Below are 18,324 nucleotides of genomic sequence, written 5' to 3'. Positions count from 1 at the left end.
GTCACGCCAGCCGGTTCACTCCTTGACACCGGAGCGATTTCGTGGGGTAACTTCACGCGGCCGAGCATAACTGGTGAATGTGTGTCACCAGCCCAGTTCGTCGCAGCCCCGGTGGTCGGCCGGCTCCACCTGCAAGGTCGCGTGGGCCACGCCGTGGCGGTCGCGCAGGATCGCGCGGCCGCGGTCGAGGACGGCGTGCGCCTCGGTCTGGTCCGCGATGACCAGGTGCGCGGTCGCGACGTTCATGCCGGACGTCAGCGACCACAGGTGCAGGTCGTGGACGTCGCGTACGCCTTCCACAGCGGCCAGGTCGGTGGCGATCTGGTCCGGGTCGAGGCCGTCCGGCACGTGCTGCGCGAGAACGGCGAGCACCTGCCGGCCCAGCCCGACCGCCCGGACGACCACGAAGACGCCGATCGCGAGCGCGATCACGGTGTCCCAGAACGGCTGGCCGGTCGCGCCGACGAGGAGCCCGGCGACGATGACGCCCACCGAACCAGCGGTGTCGGCGACGACCTCGAGGTAGGCGCCCTTGACGTTCAGGCTCTCGCTGGCGCCCGCACGGAGGAGGAACAGCGCGATCAGGTTGACGATCAGGCCGAGCCCACCGACGACCAGCATCGGGGTCGTCGAGATCTCGGCGGGAGCGTTGATGCGGTGGATGGCCTCGTACACGATGTAGCCGGCGACCATCAGCATCAGCCAAACGGCGAGCGCGGAGGCGAAGACCTCGGCCCGGTACGAGCCGTAGCTGCGGCGGCCGGTCGTGTCCTTGCGGGTCGCGACGCGGGTGGCGATCAGCGCGGCGGCGAGGGTGACCACGTCGGCGGCCATGTGGCCCGCGTCGGAGAGCAGGGCCAGCGAGCCGGAGACCAGGCCGTACGTCAGCTCGACGACGAAGAACGCGGCGATCAGCGCGAACGCGGCGGCGAGCCGCCAACGGTGCTTGCCGCCCGCGTGACCGCTCGCGGGGACCGTGCTGTGGCCGTGACTGTGACCGTGTCCTGCGCCCATCACGTCTCTCGTTCGGGGTGAATGGCGTCGGTGTGTTCCACGTGCGAGAACGCGAGGTCGAGCAGCATCCGGACGTGCGCGTCGTCGAGGCGGTAGTACGCCATCCGGCCGGACCGGCGGGCGGCGACGACGCGGTGCGCGCGCAGCAGGCGCAGGGCGTGCGAGGTGGCGGACTCGCTGGTGCCGGTCACCGCGGCGAGGTCGCAGACACAGAGCTCGCCGTCCAGCAGGGCGACGAGCAGGCGGAGCCGGCCCGGGTCGGCGAGCAGGCTGAACACGTCCGCGGTGTCGACGACGTCAGGCTCGGCCGGCATGCGGTTCTGGACGCTCTGGACGCGGGCGGCGTCGACGACTCGGGTGTTGCAGGCGTCGAGCGCTAGCACCTGGTCGTCTGAAGAGCTGTTCATACGTCGATCCTGGCGGCGCTGGTCCTGGCCTGTCAAGCTCGCAAAGTGTGGGGTTCTGGTACAGACACGCCGGCGTGTCTGTACCAGAACCCCACACTTTGCGTGGGTGGGCCGGGGGAGGGGGTGCTGACTACTGGATGGAGGCGCCGACGAACGGGACGGAGTTCTCCGACAGCAGCTCGACGTACAGGCCGAGGTCGCCGACGGTCACCTTGAGCCGCGGCGTGCCCGTGACGTCGGCGGGCGTCGTCGTGGTGTTCGCCATCGGGATCGTCGTGTCCGTGCCGATCTCGCCGTTCCGCGGATCGATGGTCACCAGCCGCAGCCGGAAGTCGCGCGCCGCCTCGCCGCCCGTGCCCTCAGGGGAGCCGACGACGCCGATCAGCAGCCGGCCGTCGGGGAGAACGGTCTGGATCCAGCGGACCGTCGACCGCTCGTACTCCGTGATCGGCAGCTTGCGCGACCACGCCGTGTAGCCAGTCGCCGGCCGGATCGCGCGCAGCTCGAGGGCGCGCGCGTCGAACGTCGCCTCGGTGAGCACCGCGATCCGGCCCGAGGTGACGAACGTCCGCCGGTACGCGACCGAGGTACTGGCGAAGTCGGACTCCGGCCCGGAGTGGCTCGCGTCCAGCCAGATCTGCTTGCCATCGGTCAGCCGCACCGCGCCGAGCGTGTACTCCGGTGCGCCGTTGCGGGCGATCGCGACGACCGCCTCGGTCGCGCCCGGCTGCAGCTTGCCGACGACCGAGAACAGGCCGAACGCCGGCGCCGTCCAGGTCCAGACCGTCTTGCCGGTCGAGGCGTCGAACATCATCAGCACGTTCGGGGTCGGGTACGAGTCGCGCCCGGGCTGCGAACGGCAGGTCAGCACCGCGAGCACGCGGTCGCCCGGCGCGTTCTGCGCGTCCCGAACGGTGCATGCTCCGGGCAGCTTGTGCTCCCAGATCGTCGTCCCGTCGAACCGGGTCGCGGTCATGACCGCGTCGTCGGTCGGCGTCGCGCCCCGGCTCCACAGCAGCCAGTTGCCGGCGAGCGCGGCACGCAACGAGCTGCGTTCGTCCGGCGCGGCGCGGCTGACCAGCATCTTGCCGGTGAGCGCGTCGAATACCCAGAGCCAGCGGGTCGGCGGGCTGTTGAACAGTACGTTCCGGCTCTTGTCGAGCCGGCCAGTGGTCGCCACGATCGAGCCGTCGGTCGAGACCTTGGGGATCTCGACGTTCTTGGTGTCGTACCGCAGCTGCTCCCACCGGAGTTTGCCCGTCCGCGGGTCGGTCATCGTCAGGCCGCGGCCGGTCGTCGCGACGAGCCCTCCGGAGGTGGTGAGCCACCCGTTGGACCGGTTGTCGTTCGCCGGCTGGCGCCACTCCAGTCCGCCGTCGAGCTTCGCCACCTGCTCCTTCGGCGCCGGTAGCGCGGTCTCCTTGACGATGGTGTTGCCACCGGAGACGGCGTCCGGGAGCCACAGCTCGGTGGTGAACGTGGTCGCGGCCACGCCGACCACGACGACGACGGCCATGCAGATGATCGACACCCGCCGGGCGCGGCGCATCCGGCCGCGGTGGCTGACGATCAGGCAGATCGCGGCGAGCGTGGTGAGCCCCAGGCCGACCGCCGCCAGCGGGCCGCGGAAGCCCGCACCGCCGAGCGGGCCGGGCTCGACCATCAACGTGAGCAGGGCGACCGTCATGCCGCTGAGCGACGCCACGAGCGTGAGGCTCGGGACCAGCAGCCGCCACAGGTCGCGGAACGTGAACCAGGAGATGATCGCGAGCGCGAACGCGAGCACGGTCATCGAGACGCTGCCGTCCAGCCAGAAGCCCGGCTGGGAGTACCCTGCCGCGGGGGCCGTGACCGTGGTCTGGATCGAGGCGGCCTGCAGGTGCAGCGCGCCGGCGAGCAGCAGCATCAGGCCGAGCGTGCGGAGTACCCAGCGGCCGCGGGTGGCGTACCCGCTGTCGGGCGCGGGTGGTTTCGCCGGCGGTGCCTCGGTCGCGGCCGGTGGGGGCACGGTGTGCGTGTCCATAGCTCAGTGCTCGAAGTCGACCGAGGAGTACGCGCGGAGCTTGGCCAGCGAGTGCTCGGAGACGATCGAACGGATCGTTCCACTGCGCGAACGCATCACGAGCGAGTGCGTCGTGGCGCCACCGGAGCGGTAGCGGACGCCGCGCATCAGCTCGCCGTCGGTGATGCCGGTCGCGACGAAGAACGCGTCGTCGCCCTCGACCAGGTCGTCGGTCTTGAGCACGCGGTCCAGGTCGTGGCCGGCGTCGATGGCCTTCTGCCGTTCGTCGTCATCGCGCGGCCAGAGCCGGCCCTGGATCATGCCGCCGACGCACTTCATCGCACACGCGGCGATGATGCCCTCCGGCGTTCCGCCTATGCCGGCGAGCAGGTCGACGCCGGTGTCCGGGCGGGCGGCCATGATCGCGCCGGCGACGTCGCCGTCGGTGATGAACTTGATCCGCGCGCCGGTCTCGCGGACCTCCTGGACGAGGGCCTCGTGTCGCGGCCGGTCCAGGATCACGACGGCCACGTCGGCGGGCGAGGAGTTCTTCGCCTTGGCGACGCGGCGGATGTTCTCGCCGATCGGAACGGTGATGTCGATGACGTCGGCGGCCTCGGGGCCGGTCGCGAGCTTGTCCATGTAGAACACCGCGGACGGGTCGAACATGGCGCCGCGCGGGGCGACCGCGAGAACGGAGACGGCGTTGCTCATGCCCTTCGCGGTCAGCGTGGTGCCGTCGATCGGGTCCACGGCGACGTCGCACTCCGCGCCCTCGCCGGAGCCGACCTCCTCACCGTTGTAGAGCATCGGGGCGTTGTCCTTCTCGCCCTCGCCGATCACGACGATGCCGCGCATGCCGACGGACGCGATCAGCGTGCGCATCGCGTTGACGGCGACCTGGTCGGCACCGTTCTTGTCACCGCGGCCGACCCACCGGCCGGCGGCCATCGCGGCCGCCTCGGTGACGCGAACGAGCTCGAGCGCGAGGTTGCGATCCGGCGCCGTCGGTTCGACGCGCAGCGGCGGCGGTACGGCGGTGGGATCGGACATCGGGTCGCCTCCGTGGGCGGGTCGAGGGGAGTGCTCGCCAGCCTATCCAGCGGCGCTCGGTCGCAGGAGAGTCGGTGGCGGCGTTGCTTTCTCGGCCCCGCTTTGCGTCGATGGCGCGCCCGACCGATCAGCTGATCCAGACAACCCGGATGGCGCCATCGATGCCATCCGCCGAGAAGGCGACGCCTGATGCCACCGACCGGTGCGACCTAGGAAGCACTGTCGAGGTCTTCCACCTCGTCGGCGGGCTTCTCCGACCGCGCTGCCGCGAGGCGGGCGCGGGCGCCGTCGAGCCAGGACTGGCAGATCTTCGCCAGCTCCTCGCCGCGCTCCCACAGCCGGAGGGACTCCTCCAGCGTGGTGCCGCCGGCCTCCAGCTTGCGGACGACGTCGATCAGCTCGTCGCGGGCCTGTTCGTACGAGAGGCCGTTCTCACTCACCATAGGCAGCCTACTTCCGTACCTCGACGCCGAATCGGCCGGCCGACACCCGCGCGTCGAGCCGCTCGCCCTCGTCGACCTCGGACGGGTCGAGAACGGCCACGCCGTCCGCCTTCTGCAGCACGGCGTAGCCGCGGTCGAGCGTCGCCTTCGGGCTGAGCGCGCGGACTTGGGCGAGCTGGTGGACCAGGTCGTCACCGGCCCGGTCGAGCAGGTGGCCGAGCGTACGTCTGGCCCGGTCGCGGACGGCGACCAACTCCTCGCCGCGGCGGGTGATCTCGCGCTGCGGGTCGCCGAGGGAAGACCGCGCGCGGAGGCCCTGCAGACCGTTCGTCTCGCGGTCGAGCCAAGCGGTGACGAGCTGGCGCGCCCGGGTGCGGAGCTCGCTCACCCGGGTCAGCTCCTCGCCGACGTCGGGAACGATCCGCCGCGCGGCGTCGGTCGGCGTGGACGCGCGGAAGTCGGCGACCAGGTCGAGCAGCGGGGAGTCCTGCTCGTGCCCGATCGCGCTCACCACCGGGGTCTTCGCCTCGGCGACGGCGCGGACCATGCCCTCGTTCGAGAACGGCAGCAGGTCCTCGACCGAGCCGCCGCCGCGGGCGATCACGATCACGTCGACCTCGTCGTCCTTGTCCAGCCGCCGGAGCGCCTCCATGACCTGCTCGACCGCGAACGGCCCCTGAACGGCGACGTTCTCGACCCGGAACCGCGCGGCCGCCCACCGCCTGCGGGTGTTGTCGAGCACGTCCCGCTCGGCGGCGGAGTCGCGGCCGACGATGAGGCCGATCTTCCTTGGCAGGAAGGGCAACGGGCGCTTGCGTTCACGTGCGAACAGTCCCTCGCTCGCGAGCAGGCGCTTCAGCCGTTCGAGCCGCGCCAGCAGCTCGCCGAGGCCGACCGGGCGGATGTCGTCCGCGGCGAGCGACATCGTGCCGCGCGGGATGTAGTACGTCGGCCGAGCGTGCACGACCACGCGGGCGCCCTCGACGACCGGCGGGTCGACCACGTCGAACACCCGGCGCGGGCAGGTCACCTGCACCGAGATGTCGGCGGCCGTGTCGCGGAGCGTGAGGAACACGACCGTCGTGCCGGGGCGGCGGGTCAGCTGTGCGACCTGACCCTCGACCCAGATCACGCCGAGCTTCCCGATCCACTGGCCGATCAGATTCGCGATCTGCCGGACGGGAGCGGGTTGCTCGGGTGTGGTCTGCAACGCCATTCGGGCAGCCTACTTGGGTGTTCCGACGGTTCTTCGGCTATCCACAGGGTCAGTCTTCGTACTCCGAACGCGACCAGAACTCCGGCTCCAGGCCGAGACTCTTCAGCCAGGTCGACTCGCCGGCCCGGACGAGCAGCTCGCCCTCGCGCTCGAGCAGGTCGAGCACGTCGTCGCCCGGTTGGCCGCCGAGGGCCGCGACGACCCGGGGAACGTCGGCGGGCGCCACGCGGAGCGAGTACTCGTACTCCACCATGCCCGGCCGGCCGAGGTCCTGGCCCTCGATCACGAACCCGCGGTCGTCGGTCGCGCTGGCCCACACGTGCAGGCGGTGGGCTGCGTACATGCGCACGGTGCGGCCGGTCACCCGCCCAACATACGTACTTCTACCGATAGATCAGCTCCGCCCTCGGCTGACACCGTGACGCTGGCCACCAGGGGCTTGGGAGAGGGGATCACCATGTCGGAGAAACGAGACACACGGCGGGCTGTGCTGACGGGGGGAGCGGTGCTGCTGGGTGCGGCGGTCGTCGGCGGTGCGGCGGAGGGTACGGCCGAGGCGGCGAACGGCGGCGCGTTGCTGATCGGGCGCGCGAACGCGGGGTCGGCGGAGACGAAGCTCAGCAACGCGAGCACGGTGCCCGGGTTGAGCGTCACGAGCACCAACGCGGCCGGTGGAGCTCGGGCGGCGAGCCTGATCGCGAAGGGCGGCTACGGCGCGTACATCGAGTCGACCAGCAACCACGCCGCGTCGATCTGGGCGAAGCACAAGGACAAGTGGGGCATCTTCTCGGTCAATGGTGCGACGACCAGGGGCACCGGTGGCGCGTTCCGTGCGGACGGCCGGCAGAACCAGGGCTTGTTCGCCACCACGGCCAACAAGACGACGACGGCGATCACGGCCCGCAACACCGGGGCGGGAGCCGGGTACGTGACCGCGTCGGCGATCAACGGCACGGCGGGGCCGACCGCCGACGCGGACCTCAAGACCGCGATCACCAACTACTGGGCGGGCGCCGGAAGCTTCGCCGGAGCGAACGGCGTGCTGGGCGTCGCGACGGAGTCGTCCGGCTACGCCGTCGTCGGAGTGGCGACCAAGCCGAACGCTGTGGGCCTCAAGGGCATCGCGACGAGCCCGGCCGTGATCGGCCTCAGCGTCAGTGGCCGGAGTGACCTGGGTGGCGATGCCAGGGTGTTCGGCACGCTGTCGAAGACGGCGGGCTCGTTCAAGATCGACCACCCGTTGGACCCGGCGAACAAGTATCTGTCGCACTCGTTCGTCGAGTCGCCGGACATGATGAACGTCTACAACGGCAACGTGATCGCCGATGCGAAGGGCGAGGCGACGGTCGAGCTGGCGGACTGGTTCGAAGCGCTGAACCGAGACTTCCGCTATCAGCTCACCCCGATCGGCGGCGCCGCGCCAGACCTGCACATCAAGCGGGAGGTCGAGAAGGGGCGCTTCTCGATCGCCGGCGCAAAGCCGGGGCAGAAGCTCTCCTGGCAGCTGACCGGCATCCGCCAGGACGCGTACGCCGAGGCGCACCGCATCCCGGTGGAGGAGGTGAAGTCCGCGCAGGAGAAGGGGAAGTACGTGTTCCCCAAGGGCTTCGGCAAGCCGAACTCGGCCTCCGTGGCGGCGCACCGATGAGCAGCCGGCACCGCCAGCGTACCTGCCCGATAGCTCCTCCGAGCCGACCCGAACGGCGGCACGTTCGCCGCTCCCGCTGACGGTTCTGTCTCTGCCACCGTGCGGTGGCAGAGACAGAACCAAGGGGAGGGGTCAGTGATGACGGAGAAACGCAACACCCGGCGGGGGATGCTGACGGGCGGAGCGGTGCTGCTCGGCGCCGCGGTCGTGGGGTCGCCGGGCACCGCGGAGGCGGCGAACGGCAACGCCCTGTTGATCGGCCGGGCGAACACCGGCTCGGCGGAGACCAAGCTGACGAACTCGGGGACCGCGCCCGGGCTGAACGTCACCAGCACCGCCGCCGCCCACGCCGCTCTGCTCACCACCAAGAACAAGGACCGATGGGGCACGTGGGCGGCGAACGACGCCGCCGGGCAGGGCGTCGGCGGTGCGGTCCGCGCGGACGGGCGGCAGAACACCGGCCTGTCAGCGGGCACGGTGAACCCGAAGGCCACCGCGATCACCGCGCGCAACACGGCGGGCGGCGCCTCGTCGATGCGCCGCGCCGTCGTGGGCACCGCGACCCCGACCGCCCAGCCGAAGCTGGACGCGTTCCACGACCGGAACTTCTGGGGTGGAGGCGGCGAGTTCGCCGGGACCAACGGACTCATCGGCCTGGCCACGGACTTCGGCGGCTACGGCGTGCTCGGCATCGCCACCGAGGCGAGCGGCGTGGGTGTCTACGCCGAGGCGCCGCCGGACCAGACCGCCCTGCTCACCCTGGGCAACGCGTTCGTGCAGGGCAATCTGTCCAAGTCGGCGGGCTCGTTCAAGATCGACCACCCGCTCGATCCGGCGAACAAGTACCTGTCCCACTCGTTCGTCGAGTCGCCGGACATGATGAACGTCTACAACGGCAATGTCACCGCCGACGCGAACGGTGAGACGACGATCGAGCTGCCCGAGTGGTTCGAGGCGCTCAACCGCGACTTCCGCTACCAGCTCACGCCGATCGGCGATGCCGCTCCCGACCTGCACGTGAAGACCAAGGTGGCCGGCGGCACGTTCTCGATCGCCGGCGCGAAGCCCGGCCAGGAGGTCTCCTGGCTGCTCACCGGCATCCGGCGGGACGCGTACGCCGAGGCGCACCGCATCAAGGTGGAGGAAGCCAAGCCGGCCGAGGAGAAGGGCACGTACCTCTTCCCCCAGGGCTTCGGCAAGCCGGCCTCGGCGGGGATCCGCCGGCAGCGCCCACGCTAGCCCCGTCGCTCCTGGGTGCGGGCAGATACGGTGGCCACCGATGTCCGCACTCAGGAGGGGCCGATTCACGAAATGACCGAGCTCACGTTGCTACCGGCGCCACGTTCGATCACCGCGGACGAGGGCGAAAGCCTCACCCTGCAGCCGGACGGCCTCCTCCTCATCGACGCCCCGGACGCGTCCAAGATCCTCTTCACCGCCCAGCGTCTGCAGGGCGCTCTGGCCAGCCACGCGGGCGTCGCGTACGAGATCGCCGCCGCCACCTCGGAGTCGCCCGACGGCGCCATCGCGCTCCGCATCGACCCGGAGCATGCGCACAGCCAGGGGTACGTGCTCACCGTGCGCGAGCACGGCGCCGAGATCCGGGCCAAGACCCCGCAGGGCCTGTTCTACGGCGTGAGCACGCTCGTCCAGATCCTCGAGCAGGCCGGCTCGGAGCTCCCGCGCTTCACCGTCACCGACTGGCCCGATCACCATGCCCGCGGCGTGATGCTCGACGTCAGCCGCGACAAGGTCCCGACGATGGAGACCGTCTACGCGCTCGTCGACAAGCTCGCCAGCTGGAAGCTGAACGAGGTGCAGCTCTACACCGAGCACACGTTCGCCTACCACCAGCACAAGGACGTGTGGGAGGAAGCGTCGCCGTTCACCGGCGAGGAGATCCTCGAGCTGGACGCGTACTGCCGCGAGCGCTTCGTCGAGCTCGTGCCGAACCAGAACTCGTTCGGCCACATGCACCGTTGGCTGAAGCACAAGCAGTACGCCGATCTCGCCGAGGTCGAGGGCGACTTCGAGACGCCGTGGGGCACGATGCCCGGCCCGTTCTCCCTCACCCCGCAGGAGCCGGGCAGCATCCAGCTGGTCGCGAGCCTGTACGACGAACTGCTGCCGCACTTCACCAGCAAGCAGCTGAACGTGGGCGCCGACGAGACGTTCGACCTCGGCCAGGGCCGCAGCAGGGAGGCGGTCGCGGAACGCGGCGTCGGCCGGGTCTACCTCGACTTCCTCACCGAGATCTACCGCGAGGTGACCAGGCGCGGCTACACGATGCAGTTCTGGGGCGACATCATCGAGCAGCACCCCGAGCTGATCGCCGAGCTGCCGAAGGACGCGATCGCGCTCGGCTGGGGGTACGAGGCCGGCCACGACTTCGCGACGCTGTGCTCGCGCTACGCGGCGGCCGGCGTCGAGTTCTACACCTGCCCGGGGACGTCGGCGTGGTGCACGATCGCCGGCCGGACGACGAACGCCCTCGACAACCTGCTCAACGCCGCGGAGAACGGCGTCGCGCATGGGGCGAAGGGATATCTCATCACCGACTGGGGCGACCGCGGCCACTGGCAGCAGCTGCCGGTGAGCTACCTCGGGCTCGGCGCGGGTGCCGCGTACTCCTGGGCGCTCGAGGCCAACCGCGACCTCGACATCGCGCAGACGATCTCGCTGCACGCGTTCTCCGACCCGTCCGGCTCGCTGGGGCGGGTCGCATACGACCTCGGCGAGGTCTACAAGGCGCTCGGCCTGATGATCCCGAACGCGTCGCCGCTGTTCTGGGTGTTGGGCTTCACGTTCGAGGAGCTCGCGACGACCGACGAGAAGTCGCTCGCCGGGCGGCTCGCCGGCGGCCTCCGGACGATCACGCAGGAAGCCGTGCAGGACACGCTCGCCGCCATCGACGCCGCGATCACCCCGCTGGGCGAGTCGACGTCGACGGCGGCGGACGCCGAGGTCGTACGGGCGGAGTTCGAGTTCACCGCGCGCTTCCTGCGGCACGCGGCGCAGCGGCTCGAGCTGTTCCTGGACGACTCGGAGGACCGGACCGAGCTCGCGTCGGACCTCGAGGGTCTGCTCGAGGAGTACCGCTCACGGTGGCTGGCCCGGAACCGTCCCGGCGGCCTGGCCGACAGCGTGGGCCGGCTCGAGGCGCTGCGGGTGGACTACGCCGGCTGAGCTCGCGCTGCTCGGTGATCATGTACGTGATCATGAAGCCTGAGCCGCACATAGCCATCGTGCGCCTTCATGATCACGGCCGGTGGGCGGGTCAGGTCCGGTGGCAGACGGAGGGGAGGGCTCGGCCGAGGCCGGCGAGGTGCAGGGCGTCGAAGTGCCGTTCGTGGCTCTCCACGACCGCGCCGACGGTCACCTCGATCCGGCAGCCGAGTCGGGCCCGTTCCTTGGCGGTGTCGGCGACCGCGTGGACGAGCGCCGAGCTGGCCACATTGATCTTGTCGCGGATCTTTTCGAGGCCCGGTGCCTCGGTCGGCGCCTGCGAGGGGTGCTGCCTCCAACGGCGGTGCAGCCCGTTCTGGACGACCTTGCTGGCCTCGATCTGGTCGCGGAAGATCGTCCGCATCTCGTCCGGGTCCGCGCCGAGCTCCTCGGCCTGCCTGGCGACGTCGTCGAGCACCTGCTGTTCGCGTACGGGATCCTCGATCGGCGCGCCGGAGATCCACTTCGAGGCGGCGACGAGATCAGCGATCGCGAGCCGGTCGGCGGCGTAGTGGACGACCGGACGTACCGGCGTCTGGGTCGTGGCCTGGGCGGGGAGCGCGCTCAACCCGGAGACGGCGACGGTTGCGGCGAAAACGGCCAAGAGCTGGCGAGATCGTGGAAAGTGCATGAACCTCATCCTGGCCACGCCCGCTGACGGATCGCTGACGCGGGGCTGACGATATGTGGCGTTGGTCACGCTGCGTGAACGAGGTCGCGCAGCGCTTACGATGGAGGCATGACGACGACCCCGCGCCGCGTCCTGCTCGCCGCTCCCCGTGGTTACTGCGCCGGAGTGGACCGAGCCGTGATCACGGTCGAGAAGGCACTCGACCTGTACGGCGCGCCGGTGTACGTACGCAAGCAGATCGTGCACAACAAGCACGTCGTCCACACGCTGGAGGAACGCGGCGCGATCTTCGTCGAGGAGCTCGACGAGGTGCCCGAGGGCGCGACCGTCGTCTTCTCCGCGCACGGCGTCTCCCCGGCCGTCCACAGCCAGGCCGCGGACCGTTCGCTGAAGACGATCGACGCGACCTGCCCGTTGGTGACGAAGGTGCACCACGAGGCAAAGCGGTTCGCAGGCGAGGACAAGGACATCCTGCTGATCGGCCACGCCGGGCACGAGGAGGTCGAGGGCACCGCGGGTGAGGCGCCGTCGCACGTGCAGCTGGTCGAGGGACCGGACGACGTCGACCGCCTCGAGGTCCGCGACCCGTCGAAGGTCGCTTGGCTCTCGCAGACGACGCTGTCGGTGGACGAGACGATGGAGACCGTCGACCGGCTGCGGAAGAAGTTCCCGCTGCTGATGGACCCGCCGAGCGACGACATTTGCTACGCGACGCAGAACAGGCAGGTCGCGGTCAAGGAGCTCGCCGCGGAGGCCGACCTGGTGATCGTGGTCGGCTCGGCGAACTCGTCGAACTCGGTGCGGCTGGTCGAGGTCGCGCTGGAGGCCGGGGCTGGGGCTTCGTACCGGGTGGACAACGCCTCCGAGGTGGACGTCGCCTGGCTCGAGTCGGCCTCGGTGGTCGGGGTGACGAGCGGTGCTTCGGTGCCGGACTCGTTGGTGGAGGGCGTCCTCGACCTGCTGGCCTCGCACGGGTATCCGGCGGCGGAGGAAGTGCGTACGGCTGACGAGAGCCTGATCTTCGCGCTGCCGCCGGAGCTGCGGCGCGACCTGCGTTCGGCTGCTTCCTAGGCCGCGGTGCGGTAGGGCTGCCGTTCGGGCGGCTCTTCTTCCTCGGCCTGCTTGGGCGGGCGAGTGAGCGCGACGCGTACGGCGATCGTGCCGAGCGCGATGGCGGTCGCGGCGACCAGCGTCCACGACTCCGAGGCGAGCGCGGCGAGAATGGCCGTCGGCCGGTCCGTGATCCCGCTGAGCCGCATGGGGACGAGGGCGCCGAGCACGATGAACGTCGCGAGCGCGGCGAGGGGCGGTAGGACGCCGGCCGTGAACACGTCCGGCCTTCGGACGGCCGCGGCGACGCCGAACGCGGTGAGGATCGAGCTCAGCATGAAGAACAGGCCGAGCTGGTTCGTGAGCATCAGGTCGAGACCCGCGGTCACGAGGCTGGCGCCGACGCTGATCAGGATCCCGAGCCACCCGGACATGCCGGACGCGCGCGGTTTGCGTTCGGGCCGGCCGGCTCGGTCGGCGCTGGTCAGCTGCACGGGCGGCAGGTCGACCTGCCTGGGCTGTTGGGGTGGCTGGTGGTGCTGTTGCTGTTCGCGTTCCAGGTCGCGCTGCGCCATCCGCTGGGGGAGCGTGTACGCGTCGTCGGCGAACAGCGGGCGCTCTTCGGTGCGCGGGCGCGGCGGCGGTGCGGGCTCCCAGCGGGCGACAGGGTCGTCGGCGAGGGGGTCGTACTCCTGCTCCTGGAGCTGCTGGCCGTAGCCGCCCTCGCTCGCGTGGTCGAGCACCTCGTTCGGGAACGCGGGGCTGATCTCGGGATCGATCGGCAGCGTGCCGGCGCCGAGCGCGTCCGAGCCGAGCAGCTCGTCGGCGTACTGGTCGTTGACCGGGAGCGTCTCGGCGTAGCGGTCGACGTACGGCTCGGCGGAGAACAGGCCGGTGGAGGTCTGCTCCTGCTCGTTCCGGTCGTTCGGGTCGCTCAGCAGGTCCGAGAACTCCTCGGGCGCCCAGGCTTGGGTCCGCTCCTCCCAGGAGGGCGTCCACTCGTACTGCGGCTCCGGCTGGGGCTCCGGGATGGGTTCCGCGATCGGTTCCGGCTGGGGCGCCGGGGCCGGCGGTGCGTACGGGGGCTCGTCGTAGCGCGACTGGTAGCTCCGGTACGGCTCCGGGTCGGGCTGGTAGTACTGCGGCGGCTCGGGCGTGGGCTCCGGCTCGGACCAGGTGGGTGGCCAGGTCGGCTCTGGGGCTTGCTCCGGCTGCGGCTGCTGCGGTGCGTAGGAGTCCACCCGCTGCGGCGTGGTGGGGAGGTCGTCCTCGTCGTCCAGCTCGGTGACCGGGATCGAGGCGGTCTGGTGGCGCCAGCTCGTGGTGGGCGGCGAGGAGACGGACGGGAGATCGCCCTCGGCTTCGTCGTCCCAGTCGTCCTGGAGCGGGTACGCGGCGCGGCGTCCGACCGGGCGCCGGCCGGGGATCGGCGAGGGCGTGCGGTGCGGGGATTGGGCGTCGACGTTCATTTGGTACGCGGCACGGCGGCCCGGGGTGCTCGGGGTGTCCTTGTCGCGGCTGTCGGAGTAGTCGGCGCGGTGCCCGGAGGCAGCCGCGCGTCGTCCGCCCCGGTGCCCGCCGTTCAGCGAGCGGCCTGGAGCAGGAGTTGCGCTCTCCCAACCCGACTCGTTCACATGCCCAAGGTAGAGCCCCGGTCACCTCCTCGTCACTCTCGCGGGCCCATCCGCGCTGAGAGTCATCAGGGTCTCACACTGTGCGGACGTCGGTCGTACCGGATATCCCCATACAGGAAGGGATGTACGGAATCTTCTGCTTGTGCTGGATGCGAGGTTGTCGGATTCACTCTGCGTGTCGGAGGCGTATAGCTTAGGCTTACCTAAGTGAGCAACATCGTGGTGTCGCACGCCGAGTCGGGGTTGGTGCTGGCTTCCGTCGTACGGGCTTCGCGGATCTCGCCGCACTTCGTGCGAGTGACGTTGGGCGGGTCCGATCTGGCGCGGTTCGAGCCGTTGGGGTTCGACCAGTGGATGCGGCTGGCTCTGCCGGTGTCTGCGGGGACGCGGTTCGACAACTTGGCGCCGACGTTCGGGATGAAGGGGTTCCTGCGGTACCTGACGCTGCCGCGGGGGACGCGGCCGGTGATCCGGAACTACACGGTGCGGTCGTTCCGGCGGTCTCCTCTGGAGTTGGACATCGACTTCGTCGTGCATGGGACCGAGGGCGTCGCGGGGCCTTGGGCTGCTGCGGTGCAGCCGGGGGAGCGGGTGGCGTTCATCGACCAGGGCTGTGGGTGGCGGCCGGTGCCCGCGTCGTCGTACCTGCTGGTGTGCGACGAGAGCGGGCTGCCAGCCGTGGCGGGGGTGCTGCGCGATCTGCCCCGGTCTGCTGTGGGGACGGCTGTGGTGGAGCTCTTCGACCTGGCTGACCGGCAGGAGGTCTCTGCTCCGCCGGGGGTTGCTGTGCGGTGGTTGGTGCGCCCTCCGGGGTCCGCTCCGGGGTCCGCCGCACTTGCCGCGTTGGCGGAGCTGGACGTGCCCACGGATCCGCCGTACTGCTTCGCCGTGGGCGAGCAAGCCCTCGTCACCGGCACCCGCCGCCACCTCGTCGCCCGGGGCGTGCCGAAGACGCACATCACCTTCTCCGGCTACTGGCGCCGGCCTAGATGACTCAGCCAGGCGACCCGACCGTGCTGAACGGACCAGATGCTGAAGGCCTGCCGCACCTCGCCGTCGTCGTAGGCGACGACGTGCCGCAGATCGGAGTCGATCCCCACCATCGACACAGCGGGCACGATCACGGTCGCCGTCGGTGCCGCAGGGTCATCCCAATAGTCAATGCGAGCCATGCCGGCCCTCTAAAGCTCGGGTGACGCGACTAGACGTTGAATTTGAACTCGACGACGTCCCCGTCGGCCATCACGTAGTCCTTGCCCTCCAGGCGCGCCTTGCCCTTCGAGCGGGCGACGGGGAGGGAGCCGGCTTCGACGAGGTCGTCGTACGACACGATCTCGGCCTTGATGAAGCCGCGCTGGAAGTCGGTGTGGATCACGCCCGCTGCCTCGGGGGCCGTCGCGCCCTTGGGGATCGTCCAGGCCCGCGACTCCTTCGGGCCCGCCGTCAGGTACGTCTGCAGGCCGAGGGTCTCGAAGCCCACCTTCGCCAACATCTTCAGCCCCGACTCGGTCTGGCCGGTCGACTGCAGCAGCTCCAACGCCTCGTCCGGCGGGAGCTCGATCAGCTCCATCTCGATCTTCGCGTCCAGGAAGATCGCCTGCGCGGGCGCGACGAGCGCCGACAGTTCGGCCTTGAGCGCGTCGTCGGAGAGCTCGGACTCGTCGCAGTTGAACACGTACAGGAACGGCTTCGCGGTCAGCAGGTTGAGGTCGCGCAGCTCGGCGAGGTCCAGACCGGCCGAGTAGACCGTCGTCCCCTCCTCGAGCACCTTCTGCGCAGCCTTCGCCGCCTCGACCTTCGCGACCAGGTCCTTCTTGAGCCGAGACTCCTTCTCCAGCCGCGGCAGCGCCTTCTCGACGGTCTGCAGGTCGGCGAGGATCAGCTCGGTCGTGATCGTCTCGATGTCGTCCGACGGCGAGACCTTGCCATCGACGTGGACGACGTTCGGGTCGCGGAACGCGCGCGTCACCTGGCAGATCGCGTCTGCCTCGCGGATGTGCGCGAGGAACTGGTTGCCCAGCCCCTCACCCGCGGACGCGCCGCGTACCAGCCCCGCGATGTCGACGAACTGCACCGTCGCGGGCACGATCTTCACCGACTCGAACAGCTTCCCGAGCACGTCGAGGCGTGGGTCGGGCACGCCGACCACCCCGACGTTCGGCTCGAGCGTCGCGAACGGATAGTTCGCCGCAAGCACGTCGTTCGCGGTCAGCGCGTTGAACAGCGTCGACTTCCCCGCGTTGGGAAGCCCGACAATCCCGATTTGCAAAGCCACGGTGGAAGCGTACGCGGAGCGTCACCGCCGAGTTGTCGGTGGTCGCCGGCAGAGTGGCTTCCATGAACGGGATCGTGCTCGGCTTCGCCGTCGGCCTCGCGCTCGGCGCGCTGCTCGGCGTGCTCTGGATGCGCGGCCGGGTGGCCGATCGGCGCGCGTTCGCCGACCAGGTCAAGGCGCTGTGCTCGGACGCGGTCGCCCAGTCCAGCCGACAGTTGCTCGACCTCACCGACGCGCGCTCGCGGGCGGCTGAGGAGGCGGTAGCGCCGGTGAAGGAGAGCCTGGACCGGTTCGACATGCGGCTGCGGGAGATCGAGCACGAGCGGCTCGAGCTGCACGCGGCGATGCGGGAGCAGGTGGAGTCCGTCCGGCTGCAGGGCGAGGAGCTGCGGCGGGAGACCCGTTCGCTGGCCTCGGCCTTGCGCAAGCCCCAGGTCCGCGGGCGGTGGGGCGAGCTGCACCTCGCCCGGGCGACGGAGCTGGCGGGGCTGGTGGATCACGTGGACGTGACGTTCCAGCACACGTCGTTCGGTACGGACGGTGAGGCGGTGCAGCGGCCCGACCTGGTGGTGAATTTGGCGGGCGGCAAGCACATCGTGGTGGACGCGAAGGTGCCGCTGCAGGCGTTTCTGGAGGCGGCCGAGGCGGTGGACGACCACGTCCGGGCGGAGCGGCTGGCGATCCACGCGCGGCAGGTCCGTTCGCACGTCGACGCGCTGGCCGGCAAGGCGTACTGGCGACGGCTGCCGGGGACGCCCGAGTTCGTGGTGTTGTTCATGCCGGGCGAGGCCTTCCTGTCGCACGCGCTGGAGGCAGACCCGGGGTTGCTGGAGTACGCGGCCGAGCGCCGGGTCGTGCTCGCGACCCCGACGACGCTGATCGCCCTGCTGCGGACGGTGGCGTACGCATGGACCGAGCAGGCGCTGACAGAGAACGCGCGCGAGGTCTTCGAGCTGGGCCGGTCGCTGTACGAACGCCTCGGCAAGCTCGGCCGGCACCTCGACCGCCTCGGCCGCTCGCTGACCGGCGCGGTGTCGTCGTACAACGAGGCTGTGGGCTCGCTGGAGACCCGCGTCCTGACCACGGCCCGGCGGATGCACGAGCTGAAGATCACCTCCGACGAGCTCCCCGGCCCGGCGCCGGTCGACGCGGCAGTCCGTCCGCTGGGAGCTCCCGAGCTCCTCGACTCAGCCGCGGAAGCCCGCTCCGTCCGTCCGATCTGACGTTCTGTACCGTCCGTAACTCGCGATCGCGCTGCACAAGGCGGAGGTAGGCGAATGACTGAGGCGTTCCCCGTGCTGATGCACACGGCACTGGATGCGGTGGACTGTCGAGGGCTTGCCGAGTTCTATCGGGAGTTCCTCGGTTTGCATTACCGGCCTGGTGACGAGCCCGATGGGGGCGAGGACGAGGCGGATTGGTTGGTGCTCCTCGACGAGGCCGGGCGCCGGGTGCTGGCGTTCAACCAGGTGGACAGGCTCGAGCGGCCAACCTGGCCGGCGTCGGAGGACGTCCCCAAGCAGATGCATCACGACTACCGCGTCGACACGGTCGAGGAGCTGGAACGGCAGCGCCAGCGCGCTGAGAGCCTGGGCGCGACCCTCCTCTACGACCGGTCGGAAGACGAGGGCGAGCCCCTCTACGTCTTCGCCGACCCGGCCGGGCACCCGTTCTGCGTGCTCGTACAAAAGGGCTAGATTTGCCTTAGAGCGCACTCCAAGGGGCA

Annotated in this window: 18 protein-coding genes; 7 read left to right on the top strand and 11 right to left on the bottom strand. The window is 70.4% G+C overall.

Annotated features, from left to right (window positions below; all coding sequences use genetic code 11):
- Positions 1–84 precede the first annotated feature (84 nt).
- The 7 genes from JOD67_RS37710 to JOD67_RS37680 form a co-directional block, all read right to left on the bottom strand.
- A complete protein-coding gene (locus tag JOD67_RS37710) occupies positions 85–1,014 on the bottom strand; it encodes a cation diffusion facilitator family transporter (RefSeq protein WP_205122440.1) in 930 nt (309 codons plus the stop codon).
- Entirely contained in the window at positions 1,014–1,421 is a 408-nt protein-coding gene (locus JOD67_RS37705; RefSeq protein WP_205122439.1) for an ArsR/SmtB family transcription factor, read from the bottom strand. The genes JOD67_RS37710 and JOD67_RS37705 overlap by 1 nt, the downstream gene beginning before the upstream one ends.
- Before the next feature lie 130 nt (positions 1,422–1,551).
- Complete coding sequence (locus JOD67_RS37700) at positions 1,552–3,444, bottom strand: outer membrane protein assembly factor BamB family protein (protein WP_205122438.1); 1,893 nt, start codon at positions 3,442–3,444, stop codon at positions 1,552–1,554.
- Between the two features lie 3 nt (positions 3,445–3,447).
- Positions 3,448–4,476, bottom strand: coding sequence for a class II fructose-bisphosphatase (gene glpX / locus JOD67_RS37695; protein ID WP_205122437.1), 1,029 nt, complete (start codon positions 4,474–4,476; stop codon positions 3,448–3,450).
- 209 nt (positions 4,477–4,685) lie between these two features.
- Positions 4,686–4,919, bottom strand: a complete 234-nt coding sequence (locus JOD67_RS37690; RefSeq protein WP_205122436.1) for an exodeoxyribonuclease VII small subunit — start codon at positions 4,917–4,919, stop codon at positions 4,686–4,688.
- Positions 4,920–4,926: 7 nt separating this feature from the next.
- Positions 4,927–6,135 (bottom strand): exodeoxyribonuclease VII large subunit, encoded by a 1,209-nt coding sequence (xseA, locus tag JOD67_RS37685; protein WP_205122435.1) that lies wholly within the window; start codon positions 6,133–6,135, stop codon positions 4,927–4,929.
- A gap of 49 nt (positions 6,136–6,184) precedes the next feature.
- Positions 6,185–6,499, bottom strand: a complete 315-nt coding sequence (locus tag JOD67_RS37680) for a hypothetical protein (protein WP_205122434.1) — start codon at positions 6,497–6,499, stop codon at positions 6,185–6,187.
- Between the two features lie 93 nt (positions 6,500–6,592).
- On the opposite strand from JOD67_RS37680, the gene JOD67_RS37675 reads away from it, so the two are divergent.
- From JOD67_RS37675 to JOD67_RS37665, 3 genes are all read left to right on the top strand, one after another.
- Positions 6,593–7,783: a hypothetical protein gene (locus JOD67_RS37675; RefSeq protein WP_205122433.1), complete on the top strand. Its 1,191-nt coding sequence runs from the start codon at positions 6,593–6,595 to the stop codon at positions 7,781–7,783.
- Between the two features lie 138 nt (positions 7,784–7,921).
- On the top strand, positions 7,922–9,022 hold the full coding sequence (locus JOD67_RS37670) for a hypothetical protein (protein ID WP_205122432.1): 1,101 nt from the start codon (positions 7,922–7,924) through the stop codon (positions 9,020–9,022).
- 72 nt (positions 9,023–9,094) lie between these two features.
- Entirely contained in the window at positions 9,095–10,969 is a 1,875-nt protein-coding gene (locus JOD67_RS37665) for a beta-N-acetylhexosaminidase (RefSeq protein WP_205122431.1), read from the top strand.
- Positions 10,970–11,060: 91 nt separating this feature from the next.
- On the opposite strand, the gene JOD67_RS37660 is transcribed toward JOD67_RS37665, so the two are convergent.
- Positions 11,061–11,639, bottom strand: coding sequence for a chorismate mutase (locus JOD67_RS37660; protein WP_205122430.1), 579 nt, complete (start codon positions 11,637–11,639; stop codon positions 11,061–11,063).
- A 108-nt stretch (positions 11,640–11,747) separates the two neighbouring features.
- On the opposite strand from JOD67_RS37660, the gene JOD67_RS37655 reads away from it, so the two are divergent.
- The gene (locus JOD67_RS37655; RefSeq protein WP_205122429.1) at positions 11,748–12,710 is read left to right on the top strand and encodes a 4-hydroxy-3-methylbut-2-enyl diphosphate reductase; all 963 of its coding nucleotides are present in this window, start codon (positions 11,748–11,750) and stop codon (positions 12,708–12,710) included.
- Here JOD67_RS37655 and JOD67_RS37650 read toward each other — a convergent pair.
- The gene (locus JOD67_RS37650) at positions 12,707–14,323 is read right to left on the bottom strand and encodes a DUF6542 domain-containing protein (protein ID WP_205122428.1); all 1,617 of its coding nucleotides are present in this window, start codon (positions 14,321–14,323) and stop codon (positions 12,707–12,709) included. The two genes, JOD67_RS37655 and JOD67_RS37650, sit on opposite strands and share 4 nt — an antisense overlap.
- Positions 14,324–14,530: 207 nt before the next feature.
- Here JOD67_RS37650 and JOD67_RS37645 point away from each other — a divergent pair, with 207 nt between their 5' ends.
- Positions 14,531–15,316: a siderophore-interacting protein gene (locus JOD67_RS37645; protein ID WP_205122427.1), complete on the top strand. Its 786-nt coding sequence runs from the start codon at positions 14,531–14,533 to the stop codon at positions 15,314–15,316.
- On the opposite strand, the gene JOD67_RS37640 is transcribed toward JOD67_RS37645, so the two are convergent.
- Together JOD67_RS37640 and ychF are read right to left on the bottom strand one after the other, a co-directional pair.
- Positions 15,295–15,495 carry a hypothetical protein gene (locus tag JOD67_RS37640; protein ID WP_205122426.1) on the bottom strand — a complete coding sequence of 67 codons (201 nt, stop codon included), beginning with the start codon at positions 15,493–15,495 and terminating at the stop codon, positions 15,295–15,297. The two genes, JOD67_RS37645 and JOD67_RS37640, sit on opposite strands and share 22 nt — an antisense overlap.
- A gap of 29 nt (positions 15,496–15,524) precedes the next feature.
- Positions 15,525–16,598 (bottom strand): redox-regulated ATPase YchF, encoded by a 1,074-nt coding sequence (ychF, locus tag JOD67_RS37635; protein ID WP_205122425.1) that lies wholly within the window; start codon positions 16,596–16,598, stop codon positions 15,525–15,527.
- A gap of 62 nt (positions 16,599–16,660) precedes the next feature.
- On the opposite strand from ychF, the gene JOD67_RS37630 reads away from it, so the two are divergent.
- Both JOD67_RS37630 and JOD67_RS37625 read left to right on the top strand, forming a co-directional pair.
- On the top strand, positions 16,661–17,821 hold the full coding sequence (locus tag JOD67_RS37630; RefSeq protein WP_239554238.1) for a DNA recombination protein RmuC: 1,161 nt from the start codon (positions 16,661–16,663) through the stop codon (positions 17,819–17,821).
- A 54-nt stretch (positions 17,822–17,875) separates the two neighbouring features.
- Complete coding sequence (locus JOD67_RS37625) at positions 17,876–18,295, top strand: VOC family protein (RefSeq protein WP_205122423.1); 420 nt, start codon at positions 17,876–17,878, stop codon at positions 18,293–18,295.
- The last annotated feature ends 29 nt before the right edge of the window (positions 18,296–18,324 follow it).

The organism is Tenggerimyces flavus, assembly GCF_016907715.1.
Lineage (GTDB): Bacteria > Actinomycetota > Actinomycetes > Propionibacteriales > Actinopolymorphaceae > Tenggerimyces > Tenggerimyces flavus.
This window is presented reverse-complemented; position numbering and strand designations above follow the sequence as displayed.